The organism is Dechloromonas hortensis (assembly GCF_009469765.1).
Taxonomy (GTDB): Bacteria; Pseudomonadota; Gammaproteobacteria; order Burkholderiales; family Rhodocyclaceae; genus Azonexus; species Azonexus hortensis.
On the sequence record NZ_SSSQ01000003.1, the window covers coordinates 353,897 to 373,167 of the forward strand.

Here is a 19,271-nt window from a genome sequence, read left to right on the forward strand (position 1 = left end):
CAATCAGACGCTCAACCGCGAATAGCCAACCCCGCCGCCCTTTTCAACGCGAATCTGCGCCGGAATCCGTTCCTTCAAGCCTTCGACATGGCTGATGATGCCGATCATCTTGCCGCTGGCGTTCAGGCTGTCGAGTGCGTTGAGGGCGATTTCCAGGGTGTCGCCGTCGAGTGTGCCGAAGCCTTCGTCGAGAAACAGCGAGTCGATCGAGGTCTTGTGGCTGACCAGGTCGGAGAGGGCCAGGGCCAGCGCCAGGCTGACCAGGAAGCTTTCGCCACCGGACAGCGTGCGCGTATCGCGGGCGACTTCGCCTTGCCAGCTATCGACGATGTCGAGCTCCAGTTCGCCGGTCGATTTGCGGCGCAGCAGGTAGCGGCCGTGCAGGCGGCCGAGGTGGCGGTTGGCGAGGTGGAGCAGGTGGTCGAGGGTCAGGCCCTGGGCGAACTTGCGGAACTTGTCGCCCTTGGCCGAGCCGATCAGGCTGTCGAGGCGCTGCCAGATATCGACTTCGGCGGTCTGGGCGGCGATCTGGCCGAACAGCGCCTGCTGGTTCTGGCGGCGCTGCTCGTCACTGGCGAGCAGGGCGCGCTGGGCGCCGAGCTGTTCGCTGATGCTGCGGCGGGCGGTGTCGAGCGTATTCAGTCGCTCGTCGAGTTCGGGCAAGCTGGGCACGGCGGTCGGCTCTGATTCGTTGCCGTTTGCCGGCGGCGTTGCCTGTAGGTGCTGCAGTTTTTCCGCGGCGGCCTTGAGCAGCGCGGCGGCCTGCTGGGTCGCCTGCTGCCGTTGTTCCTTCAGTTGCAGCAGACGCTGGCGTTCCTCGGCCGGCAACAGCGCGCCGACAAAGGCGGCGAGATCGGCGAAAGGGCTGGCGTCGAGCGCCGTCTGCCAGGCGGTCGACACCTCGGCCAGGGCTTTTTTCTGCTGGGCGAGGTTGCTTTCCAGTTGCGTCTGCCGGCCGTGAAGCGCGGCCAGCGCCTGGCCGAGGCGAGCTACTTCGTCGGCGCAGCGGGCGAGGGCAGCGGCCAAGTCGGCCGGTGGATTTTGCTCTTGGTCAGCGGTCGACCGCAGGACTGCCTCGGCAGGCAGCGCCTGCCAGCGTTCTTCCCACAAGGCGGCCTGCGCTTGCGCGGTTTCGCACAGGCCTTGCTGGCGAGTCAGCGCTTCGCCCAGTTCCTGGCGGCGGCGCTGGGTTTGCTGCCAGTGCTGCCATTCGCCATCGCGTTCCTGTAGCCAGAGTGCGGGTTCGGCCGGCGGCTCGAAACCGGCAGCGGCCAGCGTGCTGGCGAGGCGGTTGTCGAGGTCGGCCAGTTCCAGGCGGCGGGTCTGTTCGGCTTGTTTCAGTTCGGCCTGCCGGGCTTGCCCGCTGAGCACGGCCTGTTGTAGCTGGGTCAGTTGGTTGCGGGCGGCTTGCAGTGCCAAAGCGCTGTCGTTGGCGGTTTTGCGGGCCTGGGTCAGGGCCTGTTCGCCCCGGTCGGCTGCCTGCAGGCGCTCGGCCAAGCGGGCGATGGCCTGTTCGGCGGCACGCTGGCCGGCCTGTAGAGTATCGGGGTTCTGCCAGTCGCTGGCGCCGAGCGCAGGCGCGGTGCTCAGTGCCGTGCTGCGCTCTTGCCATTCGGCCTGGCCGCGCTCGATTTCCTTCTGGTTCTTGTCGAACTGGCTCTGTCGTTCCTGTTGCGTGGCCTGGCTGGCGGCCTGCTCGGCCTTGGCTTGCAGGCCTTTCTGGGTAAGTGCGTCGAGCGCCGCCTGCTTTTCCCGGAGGGCGGCTTCGGTGGCCGAGACATCGAGTGCCTGATAGGCGCCGATCGCCGGGTGATCGGCCGAGCCGCACAGCGGGCAGGCCTCGCCCGGCTGCAATTTCTGGCGATGCGCTTCCAGGCTCTGGATGCGGCGTTCCTGCTCAAGCAGCTTCTGCTTGTCGGCGACCTGGGCGTTCAGTTCCTTGTGCTGCTCGCGCAGCGCGACCAGGGCTTTTTCCTGGGCTTCGATCTTGAGCCGGCCCTGCTGCAACAGGGTGGCCTGTGTCGTCTGCTGGGCGGCCAGTTCGCGCTGGCGGCGGGCGAGGTTGTCCAGTTGCTGCCAGCGGGCAAGGGCGGTTTGTTCGGTTTGCCAGTGCTGGCGCAGTTCGGCCAGCGTCTGGCCGGCCAGGCGCTGGTTCTGCTCGGTCTGCGCCGTTTGCAGCGCGCTCTCGGCGGCGGTTTTTGCCTTTTCGGCGGCGTCGACCGCAGCACTCTGCGCGCCGAGCCGACGGCTCTGTTCCGCCTGTTCCTGTTCGAGTTTTTGCAGTGCCTGCTGCTGCACCGCGATCTCCTGCTGCAGCTTGGAACGCTGTTCGAACTGCTGGCGCCAGACGCCGAGGCGTTCGCCGAGTTGGGCCCGCTGCGGGTGGGCGGCGCAGAAATCGTCGATCTGCTTGCCTTCGCGCTGGAGTTGCTGCCAGCGGCTTTGTGCCTGTTCGGCCTGGCTGGCGGCGAGGTAGCGGGCCTGATTGTGTTGCTGGTGCTGTTCGCCCTGCAGCGTGGCGCGTTGGGCGTGCAGGGTCTGCAGTTCGCCTTCGCTTTGCCGGCAGGCGGCGGCCGCCTGTTGCCAGTTCTGGTGCAATGGCTTCAGGGCTTCGGCCGGTTCGCTGTCGGCCAGCCGGCGCAGTTCGGGCGCGGCGGCGGCGAGTGCGCCGTTGGCTGCGTCCTGTCTGGCGGCCGCGACTTTGTGTTCCTGCTCGCTCTGGGCGAGGTCGAGCCGCCACTGGCGTTGCGCTTGGGCATGCTGGTGCTGACGCTGGATGTCGCTCAACTGGCTGTCGAGGCGGCCGACTTTCTCTTGCATCGCATCGCGCTGTTCGCCGGTGAGCAGTTCCATGCCCTCGGCACGGGCTTTGAGTTTGTCGAGCTGGCCCTTGGCGTCGCGGGCCTGTTCGAACACCTTGCGCGAAATGTCGCCGTAGATTTCGCTGCCGGTCAGTTCTTCCAGCAGTTCGGCCCGCTCGTTGGCGCTGGCGTTGAGGAAGGCGGCGAACCCCCCTTGGGCGAGCAGCATGGACTTGGTGAAACGCGGGAAATCGAGGCCGGTGATTTCGGCGACGCGCTTCAGCTTGTCGTTGGTCTGTGTGCTGAGAATGGTGCCGTCGCCGGTTGCTAATTCAACTTTGGGCGCCTGCAGCGCGCCATCGACCTTGTCGCGCGAGCGGCGCTGGCTCCAGAAGGCGCGGTAGACTGCGCCCTTGACCTCGAATTCGACCTCGGCCAGGCAGTCGGCCGTATGCCGGGTCATGATGTCGTTGTCAGAAGCCGAAATGGTCTTCAGGCGCGGCGTCTGGTGGTAGAGGGCGAGGCAGATGGCGTCGAGGAGCGTCGATTTGCCGGCGCCGGTCGGGCCGGTGATGGCGAACAGGCAGTTGTCGGTGAAGGGCGGCCGGGTGAAGTCGATGCGCCATTCGCCTTTCAGCGAATTGAGGTTTTTCAGGCGCAGGCTGAGGATCTTCATGCCGCTTCCCCTTCGGTTTCCCCTTGCAGGCTGGCGACGATTGCGCGGTAGCGCTGTTCGAGTGCCTGTTGCAGTTCTTCGCTCAATTCTTCCTGTTGCAGGCGGCGGGCGAAGACGTCGTGCGGGCTGAGTTCGTCCAGCGTCTCGCTGGCTTCGGCGGCCAGGCGGGCGGCGGCGTTGCCGCGCTGGCGGCGGATGCGCAGCACCTCGACCGGCCAGCCTTCGGTCAATGCCTCGATGCGGGCCGGCAGGTCGGCCAGGTAGTCGTCTTCGGCCACGGTGATTTCCAACCAGGCCGGCCGTTCGCGCGTGCCTTCGGCGGCCGCGGCACCAATCGCGCCGCGCAGGGTGTCGAGATTGCCGCTGACCGCGACCAGCCCCTGAAAGCGCGGCACCGCCAAGGGCGTCACGGTCGGCGGGCTGCCGGCGGCGAGATCGACGAGCAGCACTTCCTTCTGCTGTTTCGCCTCGTCGAAACTGAGCGGGATAGGTGAGCCGCAATAGCGGATGTGTTCCAGGCCGCCGACCCGCTGCGGCCGGTGGATGTGGCCGAGCGCGATGTAGTCGGCCGGCGGGAAGGCGCAGGTCGGAAAGGCCTCCAGCGCGCCGACGTAGATTTCGCGGACCGATTCGCTGCTGCTGGCGCCGACCGTGGTCAGGTGGCCGGTGGCGATCAGTGGCAGCGGGCGGCCGAGTTCCTGTTCCAGTTCGCGCTGGCGGGCGCTAGCCGCCGCATAAACGGCCTGGTAATGCGCCTGGATGGCCGCTTGCAGCGACAGCAGCTTGTCTTCGGCGCTTTGCCCGGCCAGGCTTTGCTGCACGTCGCGCGGGCGAATGAAGGGAATGGCGCAGACGATGCAGCCCGCTTCGCCATCGCGCCGAGGCAGGACGACGACCTGGGCCGGCGGATGGTCGGCGGCGGCGACCACCGTCGCATCCAGCCGGGCCAGCAGTTCGCGGCTCTCGCCCAGCGTCGCCACCGAATCGTGATTGCCGCCGAGCAGCAGCAGGGCGACACCGACCGCGTGCAGGCGGACGACCAACTGGCTGTACAGTTCGCGGGCGTAGCTCGGCGGCGTGCCGGTATCGAAAATGTCGCCGGCGATCAGCACGGCATCGACGGCCTGCGCCTCGACCTGCGTCAGCAGCCAGTCGATCAGCGCCTGATGCTCGGCCTGCCGGCTCTTGCCCATGAAATGCTGGCCGAGGTGCCAGTCGGAGGTGTGGAGGATGCGCATCGGTTCGAGGGGCTGAAAAATGATGAAAACAGGGCGTCGACCGCAGGCATCGACTATTTGTTGGCCGCTGTCGAGCGCGCACTATACCCATTCGGCCGGCTGGCCGCGAACCATAGCCCCGGCGCCGGGTCCTAGTCACTGAGCGAATAGCTCATGTATCAGTAGTCCGGCCAAGTTGTATCTGTGTTGAGTGCAGTTCATCGACTCCCCTTGGAGAACTCTCGGTAAGTGAGCGTTCCGCTGGCATCGTTGAGGAGAATCAGATGAAATCGAATATGTGCAACATGGATCGCATCGCTCGTGCGGTGGTGGGTGTGGCTTTGATCGTGGCGACCCTAACCGGCGTCATCGGCATGTGGGGTTGGCTCGGCGTCGTCCTGCTGGCGACGGCGGTATTCAGTTTCTGCCCGGCTTACGCGGTGTTTGGCTTCAATTCCAATTCCTGCAAGGCCTGTTCCGGCGGCAAGCCGACGGCATAGTCGGTTTGTCCTGCTAGGCTTCGGGCCTGAAGCGCCGGGCGGCAGCATGTGCCGCCGCGATCATCGCGGCCAGCCGTTCCGGTGCCGGCTTCAATTCCTCGGCAAGGATTTCGGCGACGCGCCCGATACTCGCCTCGGCCGCCGCGGCGTCATGGAACAAGGCGCGAGTACGGCGGGCGAGCACATCCTCGATCGTCCGCGCTGCTTCGTGGCGGAGGGCGAAGCGCACCATCGCTTCGGTGTACGGCAATGCCGGATGCAGTGGCCGGTCGTGGCCGGGGAGCGTGGCGAGCAACGGCGCATCGGTGCCGTACACGTCGCTGCCGGGCTTGCTCGGGCAGCCGTGCAGTTTCAGCAGCCGGGTAGTGCAGGGTTCACTCGGCAGGCCGCCGACTTCGGCGGCGCGGTCGACGACCTGTTCGGCCATTAATCGGTAGGTTGTCCATTTGCCGCCAGCGACGGTGATCAGGCCGCTGGCGCTGACCAGCACGGCGTGCTCACGCGACAGGGCGGCGGTGTTTTTTTCGTCGGTATTGTCGGGATGAATCAGCGGGCGCAGGCCGGCGAAGGCGCTGCGGATGTCGCCGCGGGTTGGCGGCCGGCTCAGCACCCCGGCGGCGGTGCGCAGCAGGAAGTCGATTTCCTCGGCCAGCGGCTGCGGATCATCGAGTTGCTGCAGTTCGGGGCGCGGCGTGTCGGTAGTGCCGAGCAGCAGCTTGCCCTGCCAGGGAATGGCGAACATGACCCGGCCGTCTTCGGTTTCCGGGATGAGCAGCGCCTGCTGGCCGGGCAAAAAGTCGGCATCGACGACGAGATGGATGCCCTGGCTGGGCGTCAGCAGCGGCGCGGTGCCGGGCTCGTCGAGCTGACGAACGCTGTCGGCATGGACGCCGGTGGCGTTGATGACGACGCGGGCAGCGATCTCGAATTCCTCACCGCTCTCCGTATCGCGCAACAGCGCGCCGACGGTCCGGCCACCGGCTTTCAGCAAGCGGACCGCAGGCAGGTAGTTGAGGCAGGCGGCGCCGAGTTCGCTGGCCGTACGCATCAAAGTAATGGCCAGTCGGGCATCGTCGAACTGGCCGTCCCAGTAACGGATGCCGCCGCACAGGCCGGTGCGGCGCAGGCCGGGCAGGGCGTCGATAACCGCCTGCCGGCTGAGGCTGCTTGAGGCAGCCAAGGCGTGTCCGCCGGACAGCAGGTCGTACAGCTTGAGGCCGGCGCCATAAACAATGCGGTCCAGACTGCGCCAGGCGGGGATGACGAAAGCCAGCGGATGCACCAGATGCGCCGCGTTGGAGAGCAGATGCGAGCGTTCGCGCAGGGCGTTGCGGACCAGCGCGAAGTCGCCCTGGCGCAGATAGCGCACGCCGCCGTGGATCAGCTTGGTGCTGCACGACGAAGTGCCGGAAGCGAAGTCGCGGGCTTCGACGAGCAGGGTGCGATAACCGCGGGCGGCTGCGTCGACCGCCGCCCCCAGGCCGCTGGCGCCACCGCCGATGATCAGCAGGTCCCACTCGCGCTTGTCGCGCAGGCTGGCGAGGCTGCTTTCGCGCGTGACCGGGCTGTCCATCATGGACCTTTCTCGGCATCGGGTCTGGCCCAGTGCAGGCTACGCTCGACGGCACGGCGCCAGTCGGCGAACAGCGCGCTTCGCCGGGCGTCGGCCATGGCCGGTTCAAAACGGCGTTCGGCCCGCCAGAGGGTGGTCAGTTCGGCTTCGTCCTGCCAGAAGCCGACCGCCAGGCCGGCCAGGTAGGCAGCGCCGAGCGCCGTCGTTTCGGTGACCTGCGGCCGGACCACCGGCACGCCGAGCAGGTCGGCCTGAAACTGCATCAGCAGGTCGTTGTGGGCCGCGCCACCGTCGACGCGCAGTTCCGTGATCGCCTGGCCGGCATCGCTGGCCATCGCCTGCAGCACCTCGGCGCTCTGGAAAGCAATGGCTTCCAGCGCGGCGCGGGCGAGGTGGGCGCGCGTCGTGCCGCGTGTCATGCCGAACAGTGCGCCGCGGGCGAACGGGTCCCAGTAGGGCGCGCCGAGGCCGGTATGGGCCGGCACCAGATAGACGCCGCCGTTGTCCGGTACCGAGGCGGCGAGCGCTTCTACTTCGCCGGCGCTGCTGATCAGCCCCAGGCCGTCGCGCAACCACTGCACGGTGGCGCCGCCCATGAAGACACTGCCTTCGAGCAGGTAGGTAGTACGCCCCTGGCGTTGCCAGCCGATGGTGGTGAGCAGTTGGTGGCGGGAGGTCATCGGCTGCTGGCCGGTGTTCATCAACAGGAAGCAGCCGGTGCCGTAGGTGTTCTTGGCCATGCCGTGCTCAAGGCAGGCCTGGCCGAAGGTGGCGGCCTGCTGGTCGCCGGCGATGCCGGCCAGCGCGATCGGCGCGCCCAGCCAGGCGCTATCGGCCGAGGCGATCAGGCCGCTGCTGTCGACGAGGCGCGGCAGCAGCGCGGCCGGAATGTCGAGCCGGGCCAGCAACGCCTCATCCCAGCAGCGCCGGTGAATATTGAAAAGCAGCGTGCGCGAGGCGTTCGACGGGTCGGTGACATGGGCTCGGCCACCGGTCAGCTTCCAGGCCAGCCAGCTATCGATGGTGCCGAAGGCCAGTTCGCCGCGCTCGGCCCGGCTGCGGGCGCCGGGGATGTGGTCGAGCAGCCATTTCAGCTTGGGGCCGGAGAAGTAGGCGTCGACGACCAGGCCGGTGCGCTGGCGGAATAGTTCGGCGTCGCCGGCTGCCGTCAGTTCGTCGCAAATGCCGGCGGTGCGCCGGTCCTGCCAGACGATGGCACGGTGCAGCGGTTCGCCGCTGCTTCGATCCCAGAGCACGGTCGTTTCGCGCTGGTTAGTGATGCCGACGGCGGCGATCTGCGCCGCTGCAACACCATGTTCGCGCAGCACCGCTCGGGCCACGGCCAACTGCGCCTGCCAGATTTCATCGGCGTCATGCTCGACCCAGCCGGGCTGCGGGTAGTGCTGGGTGATTTCCTGCCGGGCGACACCGTGAATGTCGCCGGCCCGATCAAACAGGATGGCGCGGGCACTGGTCGTGCCCTGGTCGAGGGCGAGGATGAACTGGTCGGAACGGGTTGTCATGGCGAACTCCGGCGAGCGGTGTCATGCCAGCCTAGGCGGTTACCGGCGGCAACACGATTTTGTGGCTGGCGAGCCGGACATGGTTCTTCTTGAGGTAAGCCAGGAATTCCTCGGCCGTATAGTCCTGGTTCAGTTCGGGCACACAAAACGGCAGGGAGAAGATCGAAATATCGCGCTCGACGATCTCCAGACTATTTTGCGAAGCGATGGCGATGATTTCCCGGACTTTGTCGGCAAGGATTTCGTCAGTCGGAGTAAACGGCACCAGTACCCAGAAATCGACCCCGTCACGCGCGACCAGATCGGTCTTGCGAAAGGCGGCCTGCAGGTTGATCAGAATCTGATCGAGCTTATGCGTCGCTTCCTGGGCGCCATAGGTGTCGCCAAGCAAGCGGGGATTGGCAAAACTGATGTGCACCAGGCCGAAGTGAACCTGGCTGGTGTAGCGTTTAGTGACGGCCAGCAGCCAGTCCAGTGTGTAAAGAAATTTCTCGCATAGCTCGATGGTGGCTTGTGACATGTGAACCTCCTGTCCGCGGCGGTTGGGGCTGCACAAATACCTTAACAGAAATCGGCATCATGCCATTGGTCTCGATACAGGGTGGCCGGGCCGATGCTCCCAAACAGTAGCTTGCCTCGTTCCAGTATAAGTCGCGCCGGCCGGAAAGTCGCTGCAACAGCAGCTTCGCCGCTATTATTCGGCTTGAGCCAGCCATAGTCATGAGAAGACCGATGATCGCCAACCAGGAACGTTTCAAGCAAGCCATCGCCCTGTTCGATGCCGCCAATGCACAGGACCCGAATCAGGAAGAGGGGCAGCCCAAGGAGTTGCTCTACGCCCAACGGATGACCGAAATGATCGGCCGTTTCGCGCCGGACGCCAGCGAAGTCGCCCAACTTGCAGTGCGCGCCCAGCACATCCAGCGCTGGACTGTGCCGCGCAGCAATTATCCGCTCGGCAAGCCGGGCTACTTTGCATGGCGCACCGGTCTTTATCGCTTTCACGCCGAAACGGCGGGCGCCCTGATGCAGCAGGCCGGCTACGACGCGGCGATGATCGAGCAGGTCAAGGCGGCGGTCGGCAAGCAGGGCATCAAGACCAATCCCGATACGCAGATGCTGGAAGATGTCACCAGCCTGGTTTTCCTCGAACACTACATGCTCGGCTTTGCCGGCCAGCACGCCGAATACAGCGAAGACAAGTGGCTCGACATCATCCGCAAGACCTGGAAAAAAATGTCGGGCGACGCCCAAGCTTTCGCCACCAGCGGCGGTATCAAGCTGCCGGAAGCGCTGCAGCCGCTGATTCTGAAGGCGGTTGCCGGGGGCTGATCGGGAAGGAGAGGGCGACCGGCGCCGCGACTTGCACGCCGCTTCCTCAAGGGCTGCCGGGATCCGATCCCAAATCCCGGCAGCCAAGCAGCCTCAGGTATAATGCCGGCCTCTCCGCCTAACCAGACCCCACTTCCAATGGCCGACATTCTTTGCCTCAAGGGCGACGCCGCCTTTTCCGCTTTTCGTCTGCAACGCCTGCAAGCCCGCCTGGTGGCGGCCGTGTCGGATATCGAACGGGTCTGTGCCGATTACTGGCATGTCGTCGCACAAAAGCGCGCCCTGAATGCCGATGAGCGCGCCAAGCTGGCGACGCTGCTGGAAGAGAAGGCGGCCGGCACCGAAGCTGGCGAACTGTTCCTGGTTGCGCCGCGTATCGGTACCATTTCGCCGTGGTCGTCGAAGGCCACCGACATCGCCTGGAACTGCGACCTGGATGCCATCGAGCGCATCGAGCGGGTCATCGCTTTCCACGTTGTGGTCAAGGGTGGCCGTGCGCTGTCTGCCGAAGAGAAGAAAACCGTTGCCGGCCTGCTGCATGACCGGATGACCGATTCCGTGCTGCCCGGCTTCGAAGCTGCCGGTGAGCTGTTCCGCCATTTCGAGCCGAAGCCGCTGGCTACGGTCGACGTGCTGCAAGGCGGCAAAACCGCGCTGGTCGAGGCCAACGGCTCGCTTGGCCTGGCCCTGTCCGACGATGAAGTGGACTACCTGCTCGACGTGTTCACCAAGGCCGGCCGCAACCCGACCGACGTCGAACTGATGATGTTCGCGCAAGCCAATTCCGAACACTGCCGCCACAAGATTTTCAACGCCTCGTGGGTGATCGACGGCGAGAAGAAGGACAAGACCCTGTTCGGCATGATCCGTGAAACGCACGCGGCCGCCCCGCAAGGCACGGTGATGGCCTACGCCGACAACGCCTCGATCATCGAAGGCGCGACCATTCAGCGCTTCTATCCGGATGCCGACCGCGGCTATTCCTACAAGGAAGAGCTGACCCACATTCTGACCAAGGTCGAGACGCACAACCACCCGACGGCCATTTCGCCTTTCCCCGGCGCTTCGACCGGGTCCGGCGGCGAAATCCGCGATGAGGGCGCCACTGGCAAGGGTTCCAAGCCGAAGGCCGGCCTCTGCGGTTTCTCGGTCTCCAATCTGAATCTGCCGGATGCGCCACAGCCGTGGGAACACGCCTATGGCCGCCCGTCGCGCATTGCCTCGGCCCTCGACATCATGCTCGAAGGCCCGATCGGTGCCGCCGCCTTCAACAATGAATTTGGCCGACCAAACCTGACCGGCTATTTCCGGACCTACGAGCAGGACGTTGCCGGAACGGTGCGCGGCTACCACAAGCCGATCATGATCGCCGGCGGCCTCGGTTCCATCCAGGCTGAGCAGTCGTTCAAGGAAGAAACCTTCCCGGTCGGTACGAAATTCATCCAGCTTGGCGGTCCGGGCATGCTGATCGGCCTCGGTGGCGGTGCTGCTTCGTCGATGACCGCCGGTGCCAATGCCGAAGACCTCGATTTTGCCTCGGTGCAGCGCGGCAACCCGGAAATCCAGCGCCGCGCCCAAGAGGTGATCGACCGCTGCTGGCAGATGGGCAAGAACAATCCGATTTTGTCGGTGCATGACGTCGGTGCCGGTGGCGTTTCCAACGCCCTGCCGGAACTCGCCCATTCGGGCGGCGTCGGCGCCGTGTTCGATCTGCGCAAGGTGCCGACCGAAGAGCCGGGCATGTCGCCGGCCGAAATCTGGTCCAACGAATCGCAGGAACGCTATGTGCTGGCCATTCCGCCGAACCGCATTGCCGAATTCCAGGCCATGTGCGAGCGCGAGCGCTGCCCGTTCGCCGTAGTCGGCGAAGCAACCGGAGACGGCCACCTGACCGTCACCGACGCCCATTTCGGCGTCAATCCGGTCGATATGGAAATGGAAGCGCTGCTCGGCAAGCCGCCGCGCATGACGCGTGACGTCAAGCATGAGCCGGAAACCTTCGTTTCCTTCGACGCCTCCGCCATCGAATTGAAAGATGCGGCCTATCGCCTGATGCGGCTGCCGACCATCGCCGACAAGACTTTCCTGATCTCGATCGGTGACCGCTCGGTCGGCGGCATGACCGCCCGCGACCAGATGGTCGGCCCGTGGCAGGTGCCGGTGGCCGATGTTGCCGTCACCACCATGGGTTATCAGGGCTATCTCGGCGAAGCCTTTGCGATGGGTGAGCGCACCCCGCTCGCCGTGTTCGACGCGCCGGCTTCCGGCCGCATGGCGATCGGCGAAGCACTGACCAACCTGGCTGCCGCCGATGTCGGCGAACTGGGCAAGGTCAAGCTGTCGGCCAACTGGATGGCGCCGTGCGGCGTCGCCGGTGAAGATGCCCGCCTGTTCGACACCGTCGAGGCCGTATCCGACCTGTGCAAGGCAATTGGCGTCTCGATCCCGGTCGGCAAGGATTCGCTCTCGATGCGCACCGCCTGGGAAGAGGGCGGCGAGAAGAAGCAGGTCGTTTCACCGCTGTCGCTGGTCGTCACCTCGTTTGCTGCGGTCGACGACGTGCGGAAGACCAAAACGCCGCAACTGGCCATCGATCAGGGTGAAACTGAATTGCTGCTGCTTGATCTGGGCAAGAACCGCCTCGGCGGCTCCTGTCTGGCGCAGGTGTACAACGCCACCGGCAGCGACGCACCGGATGTCGATGAGCCGGCCAAGCTCAAGGGCCTGTTCGATGCCGTGCAAAAGCTGAACCGCGATGGCCTGCTGCTCGCCTATCACGACCGTTCCGACGGTGGCCTGTTTGTCGCCGCCTGCGAAATGGCCTTCGCTACCCGTCGCGGCGTGTCGCTCGATCTCGACGGCATCTGTTACGACGCCGGCGCCGGCGATGTCGATGGTTCCGAGAAGCTGACCAATCTGCTGGCCGGGCGCGATTTCGAGAACATCGTCCGCGCGCTGTTCAACGAAGAGCTCGGCGCCCTGATCCAGATTCGCCGCGAAGACCGCGAAAAGGTCACGCCTATCCTGCGCGCCTGTGGCGTGCCTTACCACTTCGTCGGCACCCTGAACGAGTGGGACGAAATCCGCGTTACCCGCAACGCCAAGCGCGTGCTGCGCGAAAAGCGTGTCGACCTGCAGCGGGCCTGGTCCGAAACCAGCTACCAGATGCAGACCCTGCGCGATAACCCGAGCTGCGCCCAGCAGGAATTCGACCGCATCCTCGACGTCACCGACCCTGGCCTGACGCCGAAGCTGACCTTCGACCCGCAGGACGATTTCACCAAGGTTTATGCTCAGCTCAGCGGCCGGCCGCGCGTCGCCATCCTGCGCGAGCAGGGCGTCAACAGCCATTACGAAATGGCTGCCGCTTTCGACAAGGCCGGCTTTGCTGCGGTCGACGTCCATATGAGCGACATTTTGAGTGGCCGCGTCAGCCTCAAGGACTTCAAGGGCCTGGTTGCCTGTGGCGGTTTCTCCTACGGCGACGTGCTCGGTGCTGGGCTGGGCTGGGCACGGACCATCCTGATGCACGACGGTTGCCGTGATGAATTCGCCGCTTTCTTCCAACGCAAGGATACCTTTGCGCTGGGTGTCTGCAACGGTTGCCAGATGATGAGCGCCCTCAAGTCAATCATCCCCGGTGCCGAACACTGGCCGGCCTTCCGTCGCAACAAGGTCGAGCAGTTTGAAGCGCGCTTTGTGATGACGGAAATTCTCGATTCGCCGTCGATCTTCTTTGCCGGCATGGAAGGCTCGCAAGTACCGATCGTCGTCTCGCATGGCGAGGGCCGGGCAGTATTCGACAATGCCGACGACCAGGCCAAGGTGCTGTCCGCCGTGCGCTACGTCGACAACAAGGGCGAGCCGACCGAAGTCTATCCTTACAACCCGAACGGTTCGCCGGGCGGTTTGACGGCAGTAACCACAGCCGACGGCCGCTTTACGATCATGATGCCGCACCCGGAACGGGTCTTCCGTACCGTGCAGATGTCCTGGCACCCGGAAAACTGGGGCGAGGATTCGCCGTGGCTGCGCATGTTCCGCAACGCGCGGCGCTGGGTCGGCTAAATCGCTCGAATTGCTGGATAAACAAAGGCGGCTGCGGCCGCCTTTATCATTTCTGGCCGGTAAATTTTTGGTGTCGGAGAAACGTGTCCAGCTGTTGCTGGGCAAAAAACACCAGCCTGACTTCGGTCATTGAAGTGTCCCGCAGCAAGGATTCTTGCAATGTCCGGGAGACGACCTCGGCCGCTTCGTTGGCCGGGTAGCCGTAAACGCCAGTCGAGATGGCTGGGAAGGCGAGGCTGGTCAGCGCGTGCTGATTGGCCAGGTGCAGCGCATTGCGATAGCAGTTGGCCAGCAGTTGCGCTTCTTGCCCGCCGTGCTCTCTATAAATGGGCCCGACCGTATGAATTACGAAGCGGGCGGCCAATTGCCCGGCAGTGGTGATTACTGCTTCGCCAGTAGGCAGACCTTCCGGCCAGTGGGTACGCCGTATTTGTTGGCAGGCTTCGAGAATGGCCGGGCCGCCGCGCCGATGTATGGCGCCATCGACGCCGCCGCCGCCGAGCAAGGAGGCATTCGCGGCATTGACGATCGCATCGACCGCCTGCTCCGTAAGGTCACCCAGATAAAGCCGTATCCGGCCGGCCATGAATACCTGTTTGGCTGATGTCATTTCCATGCAGTGACAAATACGGGATGTTCATTATGGGAGGAAAACGGCTTAACGGGTATCTCAGGCGCCGATGCGGCGTTTACGGCGCCAGCAGGCCGGTCTTTCCAGTTCGGAGATATCCGGTGCGCTGTCACCGAATATTTCTCTGGCACGGGCCAGTCGCTCCAGTTCGTCCTGGGTGACGCCGGCAATTTGCTCAAACCATTTCTGAAGGCGTTTCATGATCAATGCTCCTGTTGTCGAGGCTGAATTGGTGTCTGACGCGTTAGTGAGTGCTAGATTAATCGAATACTGTATAAATGTACAGTATTCGAGAATTTTAGCACTGGCGTTAGCCTTCAGGCTCCAGCTCGCGATGGAAAGAGACGCCATGCCCCGTGCCCAATCTTCATGGCTGCCTTGTGCCGGCAGCGTGGCCACCGATGTTGGCCAGAATCCGAAAACGGCCCGCAATGTCAGGGTGCTGGCCGAAGCAGCGGCCGAGCGAATTGTGGTGGAGGCCATCGGACGCAAGGGTTTTCCGGTGCGCCTGACGATCAAGCAGGAAAATCTCCGGCCCTTGCCGCCGGGCTTGTTCGATCTGGGCTAGTGGTTTGAGCGCGACGCGCCTAGGGGCTTACGACAGACGTTGCTGCCGTTGAATGTTGCCGAGTTGAGCGAGCGTCTTCTGGCGCAGCCGATTGATCGATCTGCCCAGATTCGCCAGCGTGAACCGGGCTGGCTTTTCAAGGCGGATGCAGCCGGTGCCGATGCTTTCGATCAATGCCAGGCCATTGCTATTGATTGACCAGCGCTCTCCGGCCTGCAGAAATATATCCCCGGCCTCGCCGCTCAGCGTGATCCAGATCGTGCCTGTCGTGCATTGAATGCTGACGCCACGGGCATTGTTCAGCCGGATCGGTACGTTCTCGCTGAGCTCATACTCACCTGATTGCAAATTGATTTTCATGGCTCTCTCCTTACTTGTTTTAGAAGAGAGTCTAGGACGCTGTCGGTTGCCAATACAGTTGCAATACGGATATATTGTGATCAGTACAGTTATGGTTTTTTATGACTGTGCTGCTCGTGCTTGCCCTTAACTGTATTGGTGTATCCATGTCTGAAGACTTGTTGCGTTATGAAAGGCTGGCCGGCGAACTGGCCGGCATGATTGCCAACGGTATTCTGTCCTACGGCGACCGCTTGCCTTCGGTGCGTCGCCTCGCCGAGGAGAAGAGACTCTCGGTGTCGACCGTGGTGCAGGCACTGCGCCAGCTCGAGGATCGTGGTCTGGTCGAAATGAGGCCGCAGTCCGGCTGTTTCGTTAAACGGCCGATGATGCTCCGGGCCGAGCCCCGCCTCCGTTCAACGCCTGAGGCGCCGATGCCGGTTGATATTTCGCAACGTCTCGTGCGGGTCTTGCAGGCCGGCATGAAGCCCGGGGTGGCGCCCCTTGCCGCCGCCTTGCCGGCACCGGAGTTGTTGCCGCTAGCGGCGCTGCAGCGACTCTACGCCGGCGTGGCCCGGCGCCATCCGAAACTGCTGGCCGGCGGTAGCCATATCAATATGGATGAGCCGGCCCTGGTTCGACAGTTGGTGCGCCGATCCCTGGCCTGGGGCGGGCCGCTGGCGGCCGAGGAAATCGTCATCACCAATTCGTGTACCGAAGCACTCGGGCTTTGTCTGCGCGCGGTAACCAAGCCGGGGGATACGGTTGCCGTCGAGTCGCCGGCTTACTACCTGATGCTGCAGTTGCTCGAAACGCTGGGCTTGAAGGCGCTGGAAATTCCGACTGACCCGCGGGATGGCATGTCGGTCGAAGCCCTTGACTTGGCGACCCGCAATGGCGGCGTCGCAGCTTGTTTGCTGGTCCCCAATGGCAGCAATCCCTTGGGGAGCGTGATGCCTGACGAGAAAAAGCGCCTTTTGGCGACGTTGACCGCAGCAAGAGGGGTGGCGGTCATTGAAGATGATATCTATGGCGATCTGCATTTCGGTAGTCAGCGTCCCTGGCCGCTCAAGGTCTTCGACAAGGCCGGCAATGTCATGTTGTGCTCGTCCTTTTCCAAGAGCTTGTCGCCTTCCTTGCGTATCGGCTTCGTGGCGGCGGGTCGTTATCGTTCGGCGATCGCCTTGCAGAAAACGATCACCAGTGGCGCCACCAATCCGATTACCCAGCATGTGCTGGCCGAGTATCTTGAATCGGGTTCGTATGAGCGTCACTTGCGCGGCTTGCGGCGCAGTTATGAGCGACAGGTCGATAGCATGCGAGCCGCGGCGACCCGGTATTTTCCCGCAGCTACCCGGATCACCCAGCCACAGGGCGGCTATGTGCTGTGGGTGGAGCTGCCGGAAGAGATCGACGCGACGGCGCTATACGATAGGGCGATCGCAGAGAATCTGGCCTTTGTGCCCGGCGAGCTGTTTTCGGCCAGTGGCATGTATCGCAACTGCCTGCGTCTGAATTGTGGCAACCCGCATACGCCGGAAATTGAGGATGCTATTCGTCGTCTCGGGGTGTTGATGGCAAATGGCTGACTACATCAAATGGACCTTGTCCAAACTACGGTATCATTTGCGTTTGGTCGACTTGGCCGTGTTTTGATTGAAGGCGAACAAGGGTTCGCTTTAATTTTGCATCCAAAGGGTTTTTCCTCTCATGTTTGACGCAGTCCGGAATAACAAGAAGATCGTCCAGATATTTCTGGCGCTGATTACGCTGCCGTTCGCCTTTTTCGGTGTCGAGTCCTACGTCCGCAGTGTTGGTTCTGGCGATGATGTGGCCACAATTGGCGGCGATATCAAAGTCACCCAGCAGCAGTTTCAGCAGGCGCTGCGTGAGCAGCAGGAGCGTTTGCGGGCGCAAATGGGGCAAGTCGATCCCAAACTTCTGGATACGCCGGAAGCGCGCAAGGCAATTATTGATGACTTGGTCGACCAGCGCTTGCTGATGCTGGAAGCCGGCAAGAAGCGCATGTTTGCCAGTGACGAGGCGATTCGTCGCACCATTGGTAGCATTGATGCGTTCAAGGTGGACGGCAAGTTTTCGACTGAGCGCTATGAGGCTGCTTTGCGTGCTCAGGGAATGACCCCGGCCGGTTTCGAGGCGCAATTGCGTCAGGATCTTACCCTCCAGCAACTGGCTGGGGCTATCGGGCAGTCGGGCTTGATGGCGCGGACTGTCGCCGAGCGCGTACTGGCGTTGCAAACGGAAAAACGCGAAGTCATGGAATATCGGCTCCCGCTCGATGCTTATCTTGACAAGGTCAAGTTGGCTGACGATGCGGCGAAAAAGTTCTACGACGAGAACAGCAAGCAGTTTGAACTGCCGGAGCAGGCCAAGGTTGAATATGTCGTGCTATCAATGGAAACCATTGGTGCTCAACTGGCGGTAACCGAGGCCGAAATCAAGTCCTGGTACGACGGTCACAAGGAACGTTTCCAGCAGCCGGAGGAGCGTCGCGCCAGCCACATTCTGGTCGCCTCGGAAAAGCTCGGCAAGGATAAAGCCAAGGCGAAGGCTGAGGATCTGCTCAAGGAGATCCGGAAAAATCCGGCCAGCTTTAGCGATCTGGCCAAGAAGAACTCGGATGATCCGGGTTCGGCCTCCAAGGGGGGCGATCTGGGCTTCTTTGGCAAGGGCATGATGGTCAAGCCCTTTGAGGAAGCCGCTTACGCCCTCAAGGATGGCGAGATTTCCGGAGTCGTCGAATCGGACTTCGGTTTTCACATCATCAAGCTGACCGGCGTTCATGTAGCCAAGGAAAAGCCGTTGGCCGAAGTCAAGGCAGAGATCGAAGCGGAATTGAAGAAGGCCGCTTCCTCGCGCAAATTTGCCGAAGCCGCCGAGTCGTTCAGCAATATCGTTTATGAACAGCCCGATAGTCTGAAGCCGGCGGCTGAGAAATTTAAACTGACGGTCAAGCAATCCGAATGGATTGGTCGTCAACCCAACCCCGCCAACGGCCCCTTGGGTAACGAGAAATTGCTGGCCGCCTTGTTCTCTGATGATTCGGTCAAGAGCAAGCGCAACACCGAAGCCGTTGAAATTGCCCAGAACACGCTTGTCGCGGCACGCCTGGTGGAATACAAGCCAACTACGTTGCAGGCTTTTGAAGGCGTTCAGGGCAGTATTGAAACCCTGCTCAAGCGAAAAGAAGCACAGGCACTGGCGGCCAAGGATGGTGAGGCGCGTCTTGAATCCCTCAAAAAAGGCGAGGACAAGTTGGCCTGGGGGGCACCCAAGAGCGTATCGCGTCTCGATGCCCGTCTGATTCCGCCGGTAGCCGTTGCGACCGTGTTCAAAATGGATGCAGGCAAGCTACCGGCGTACGCTGGTGTTGAATTGCCGGGCAGTGGGTTTGCGCTATTCAAGCTTTCTCGCCTGGAGATGGGGGCAAAACTGGATGATGCGCGCCAGCAGGCCATGCTTCGTCAGTTGTCTCAGTTAAGCGCGCAGGAGGACGTGCAGGCTTACCTTGCTGCTTTGCGTAATCGCTATAAGGTTGAGATCAACCAGGCTGCCTTGGAAGCCAAATAGTCCAGGGTAGATATTTGGGGCGCTTATTTCGCCCCAATGACAAAAAGCCGATCAGATTCTCCTGATCGGCTTTTTGTTGCCTGTTTCTTATTTAACTGTGTTTTCTAGGTGCTGGAGATGCCGTTCTATAGGCTCTTCAAGGGCTGGCTGTTTTTTTGAAATACAAAATTTTCAAAAAGATATTGACGGCCTCTGGTTAATCTATAGAATGCGCACCTCTTCAGCGGCGCCGGGGCTTCCCGGGGTGGTTGAAGGGTGAAGTGGAAGTAAAGGGCGGTGAAAAAGATTTGAAGAAAAGCTTGACGGTTTGTAAGAAGTTCTTCATAATCTCGCCTCTCTGCTGCAGACGAAGTGAAAACGACGGCGCGGCGGAATTGATCTTTAACAACTTGAACAACCGATAGGTGTGGGTGCCTTGATGCTAGCAACGCAAGTTGCACAAAAGTATTAAA

Annotated in this window: 15 protein-coding genes; 6 read left to right on the forward strand and 9 right to left on the reverse strand. The window is 62.7% G+C overall.

The features are described 5' to 3' along the window. Positions 1 to 3 precede the first annotated feature (3 nt). Both sbcC and sbcD read right to left on the reverse strand, forming a co-directional pair. Positions 4 to 3,477 (reverse strand): exonuclease subunit SbcC, encoded by a 3,474-nt coding sequence (gene sbcC, locus GH663_RS08160; RefSeq protein ID WP_153131138.1) that lies wholly within the window; start codon positions 3,475 to 3,477, stop codon positions 4 to 6. Continuing rightward, entirely contained in the window at positions 3,474 to 4,715 is a 1,242-nt protein-coding gene (sbcD, locus tag GH663_RS08165) for an exonuclease subunit SbcD (protein WP_153131139.1), read from the reverse strand. Before sbcD ends, sbcC begins: the two co-directional genes overlap by 4 nt. Positions 4,716 to 4,978: 263 nt before the next feature. On the opposite strand from sbcD, the gene GH663_RS08170 reads away from it, so the two are divergent. Further along, the gene (locus tag GH663_RS08170; RefSeq protein WP_153131140.1) at positions 4,979 to 5,194 is read left to right on the forward strand and encodes a YgaP family membrane protein; all 216 of its coding nucleotides are present in this window, start codon (positions 4,979 to 4,981) and stop codon (positions 5,192 to 5,194) included. A gap of 13 nt (positions 5,195 to 5,207) precedes the next feature. On the opposite strand, the gene GH663_RS08175 is transcribed toward GH663_RS08170, so the two are convergent. From GH663_RS08175 to GH663_RS08185, 3 genes are read right to left on the reverse strand one after another with little or no spacing between them, the layout of a single operon-like run. Further along, positions 5,208 to 6,770: a glycerol-3-phosphate dehydrogenase/oxidase gene (locus GH663_RS08175; RefSeq protein ID WP_153131141.1), complete on the reverse strand. Its 1,563-nt coding sequence runs from the start codon at positions 6,768 to 6,770 to the stop codon at positions 5,208 to 5,210. Next, entirely contained in the window at positions 6,767 to 8,290 is a 1,524-nt protein-coding gene (gene glpK / locus GH663_RS08180; RefSeq protein ID WP_153131142.1) for a glycerol kinase GlpK, read from the reverse strand. The genes GH663_RS08175 and glpK overlap by 4 nt, the downstream gene beginning before the upstream one ends. 31 nt (positions 8,291 to 8,321) lie before the next feature. Then, positions 8,322 to 8,810 carry a diguanylate cyclase domain-containing protein gene (locus GH663_RS08185; protein ID WP_153131143.1) on the reverse strand — a complete coding sequence of 163 codons (489 nt, stop codon included), beginning with the start codon at positions 8,808 to 8,810 and terminating at the stop codon, positions 8,322 to 8,324. Positions 8,811 to 9,022: 212 nt separating this feature from the next. Here GH663_RS08185 and GH663_RS08190 point away from each other — a divergent pair, with 212 nt between their 5' ends. Next, positions 9,023 to 9,622, forward strand: coding sequence for a DUF4202 domain-containing protein (locus GH663_RS08190; RefSeq protein ID WP_153131144.1), 600 nt, complete (start codon positions 9,023 to 9,025; stop codon positions 9,620 to 9,622). 138 nt (positions 9,623 to 9,760) lie between these two features. Then, the gene (gene purL, locus GH663_RS08195; RefSeq protein ID WP_153131145.1) at positions 9,761 to 13,690 is read left to right on the forward strand and encodes a phosphoribosylformylglycinamidine synthase; all 3,930 of its coding nucleotides are present in this window, start codon (positions 9,761 to 9,763) and stop codon (positions 13,688 to 13,690) included. A 46-nt stretch (positions 13,691 to 13,736) separates the two neighbouring features. On the opposite strand, the gene GH663_RS08200 is transcribed toward purL, so the two are convergent. Together GH663_RS08200 and GH663_RS20965 are read right to left on the reverse strand one after the other, a co-directional pair. After that, positions 13,737 to 14,300 carry an O-acetyl-ADP-ribose deacetylase gene (locus tag GH663_RS08200; protein WP_246181529.1) on the reverse strand — a complete coding sequence of 188 codons (564 nt, stop codon included), beginning with the start codon at positions 14,298 to 14,300 and terminating at the stop codon, positions 13,737 to 13,739. Between the two features lie 60 nt (positions 14,301 to 14,360). After that, positions 14,361 to 14,522, reverse strand: a complete 162-nt coding sequence (locus GH663_RS20965) for a hypothetical protein (RefSeq protein WP_170291374.1) — start codon at positions 14,520 to 14,522, stop codon at positions 14,361 to 14,363. Between GH663_RS20965 and GH663_RS08205 the strand changes: the two genes are divergently transcribed. Beyond that, positions 14,521 to 14,889 (forward strand): hypothetical protein, encoded by a 369-nt coding sequence (locus GH663_RS08205; protein ID WP_153131146.1) that lies wholly within the window; start codon positions 14,521 to 14,523, stop codon positions 14,887 to 14,889. The two genes, GH663_RS20965 and GH663_RS08205, sit on opposite strands and share 2 nt — an antisense overlap. Positions 14,890 to 14,916: 27 nt before the next feature. Here GH663_RS08205 and GH663_RS08210 read toward each other — a convergent pair whose 3' ends face one another. Next, on the reverse strand, positions 14,917 to 15,249 hold the full coding sequence (locus tag GH663_RS08210) for a DUF2917 domain-containing protein (protein WP_153131147.1): 333 nt from the start codon (positions 15,247 to 15,249) through the stop codon (positions 14,917 to 14,919). A gap of 146 nt (positions 15,250 to 15,395) precedes the next feature. Here GH663_RS08210 and GH663_RS08215 point away from each other — a divergent pair, with 146 nt between their 5' ends. Together GH663_RS08215 and GH663_RS08220 are read left to right on the forward strand one after the other, a co-directional pair. After that, the gene (locus GH663_RS08215) at positions 15,396 to 16,817 is read left to right on the forward strand and encodes an aminotransferase-like domain-containing protein (protein WP_153131148.1); all 1,422 of its coding nucleotides are present in this window, start codon (positions 15,396 to 15,398) and stop codon (positions 16,815 to 16,817) included. Positions 16,818 to 16,938: 121 nt separating this feature from the next. Then, the gene (locus GH663_RS08220; RefSeq protein ID WP_153131149.1) at positions 16,939 to 18,819 is read left to right on the forward strand and encodes a SurA N-terminal domain-containing protein; all 1,881 of its coding nucleotides are present in this window, start codon (positions 16,939 to 16,941) and stop codon (positions 18,817 to 18,819) included. 125 nt (positions 18,820 to 18,944) lie between these two features. Here GH663_RS08220 and GH663_RS21070 read toward each other — a convergent pair. Beyond that, on the reverse strand, positions 18,945 to 19,271 hold a 327-nt coding region (locus GH663_RS21070), incomplete at its 5' end, for a hypothetical protein (RefSeq protein ID WP_211371092.1).

What these genes read in the sequence shown, in the direction of transcription:
- sbcC (WP_153131138.1), bottom strand. Translation starts at nt 3,477, where the DNA reads ATGAAGATCCTCAGCCTGCGCCTGAAAAACCTCAATTCGCTGAAAGGC.
- sbcD (WP_153131139.1), bottom strand. Translation starts at nt 4,715, where the DNA reads ATGCGCATCCTCCACACCTCCGACTGGCACCTCGGCCAGCATTTCATG.
- GH663_RS08170 (WP_153131140.1), top strand. Translation starts at nt 4,979, where the DNA reads ATGAAATCGAATATGTGCAACATGGATCGCATCGCTCGTGCGGTGGTG.
- GH663_RS08175 (WP_153131141.1), bottom strand. Translation starts at nt 6,770, where the DNA reads ATGATGGACAGCCCGGTCACGCGCGAAAGCAGCCTCGCCAGCCTGCGC.
- glpK (WP_153131142.1), bottom strand. Translation starts at nt 8,290, where the DNA reads ATGACAACCCGTTCCGACCAGTTCATCCTCGCCCTCGACCAGGGCACG.
- GH663_RS08185 (WP_153131143.1), bottom strand. Translation starts at nt 8,810, where the DNA reads ATGTCACAAGCCACCATCGAGCTATGCGAGAAATTTCTTTACACACTG.
- GH663_RS08190 (WP_153131144.1), top strand. Translation starts at nt 9,023, where the DNA reads ATGATCGCCAACCAGGAACGTTTCAAGCAAGCCATCGCCCTGTTCGAT.
- purL (WP_153131145.1), top strand. Translation starts at nt 9,761, where the DNA reads ATGGCCGACATTCTTTGCCTCAAGGGCGACGCCGCCTTTTCCGCTTTT.
- GH663_RS08200 (WP_246181529.1), bottom strand. Translation starts at nt 14,300, where the DNA reads ATGACATCAGCCAAACAGGTATTCATGGCCGGCCGGATACGGCTTTAT.
- GH663_RS08205 (WP_153131146.1), top strand. Translation starts at nt 14,521, where the DNA reads ATGATCAATGCTCCTGTTGTCGAGGCTGAATTGGTGTCTGACGCGTTA.
- GH663_RS20965 (WP_170291374.1), bottom strand. Translation starts at nt 14,522, where the DNA reads ATGAAACGCCTTCAGAAATGGTTTGAGCAAATTGCCGGCGTCACCCAG.
- GH663_RS08210 (WP_153131147.1), bottom strand. Translation starts at nt 15,249, where the DNA reads ATGAAAATCAATTTGCAATCAGGTGAGTATGAGCTCAGCGAGAACGTA.
- GH663_RS08215 (WP_153131148.1), top strand. Translation starts at nt 15,396, where the DNA reads ATGTCTGAAGACTTGTTGCGTTATGAAAGGCTGGCCGGCGAACTGGCC.
- GH663_RS08220 (WP_153131149.1), top strand. Translation starts at nt 16,939, where the DNA reads ATGTTTGACGCAGTCCGGAATAACAAGAAGATCGTCCAGATATTTCTG.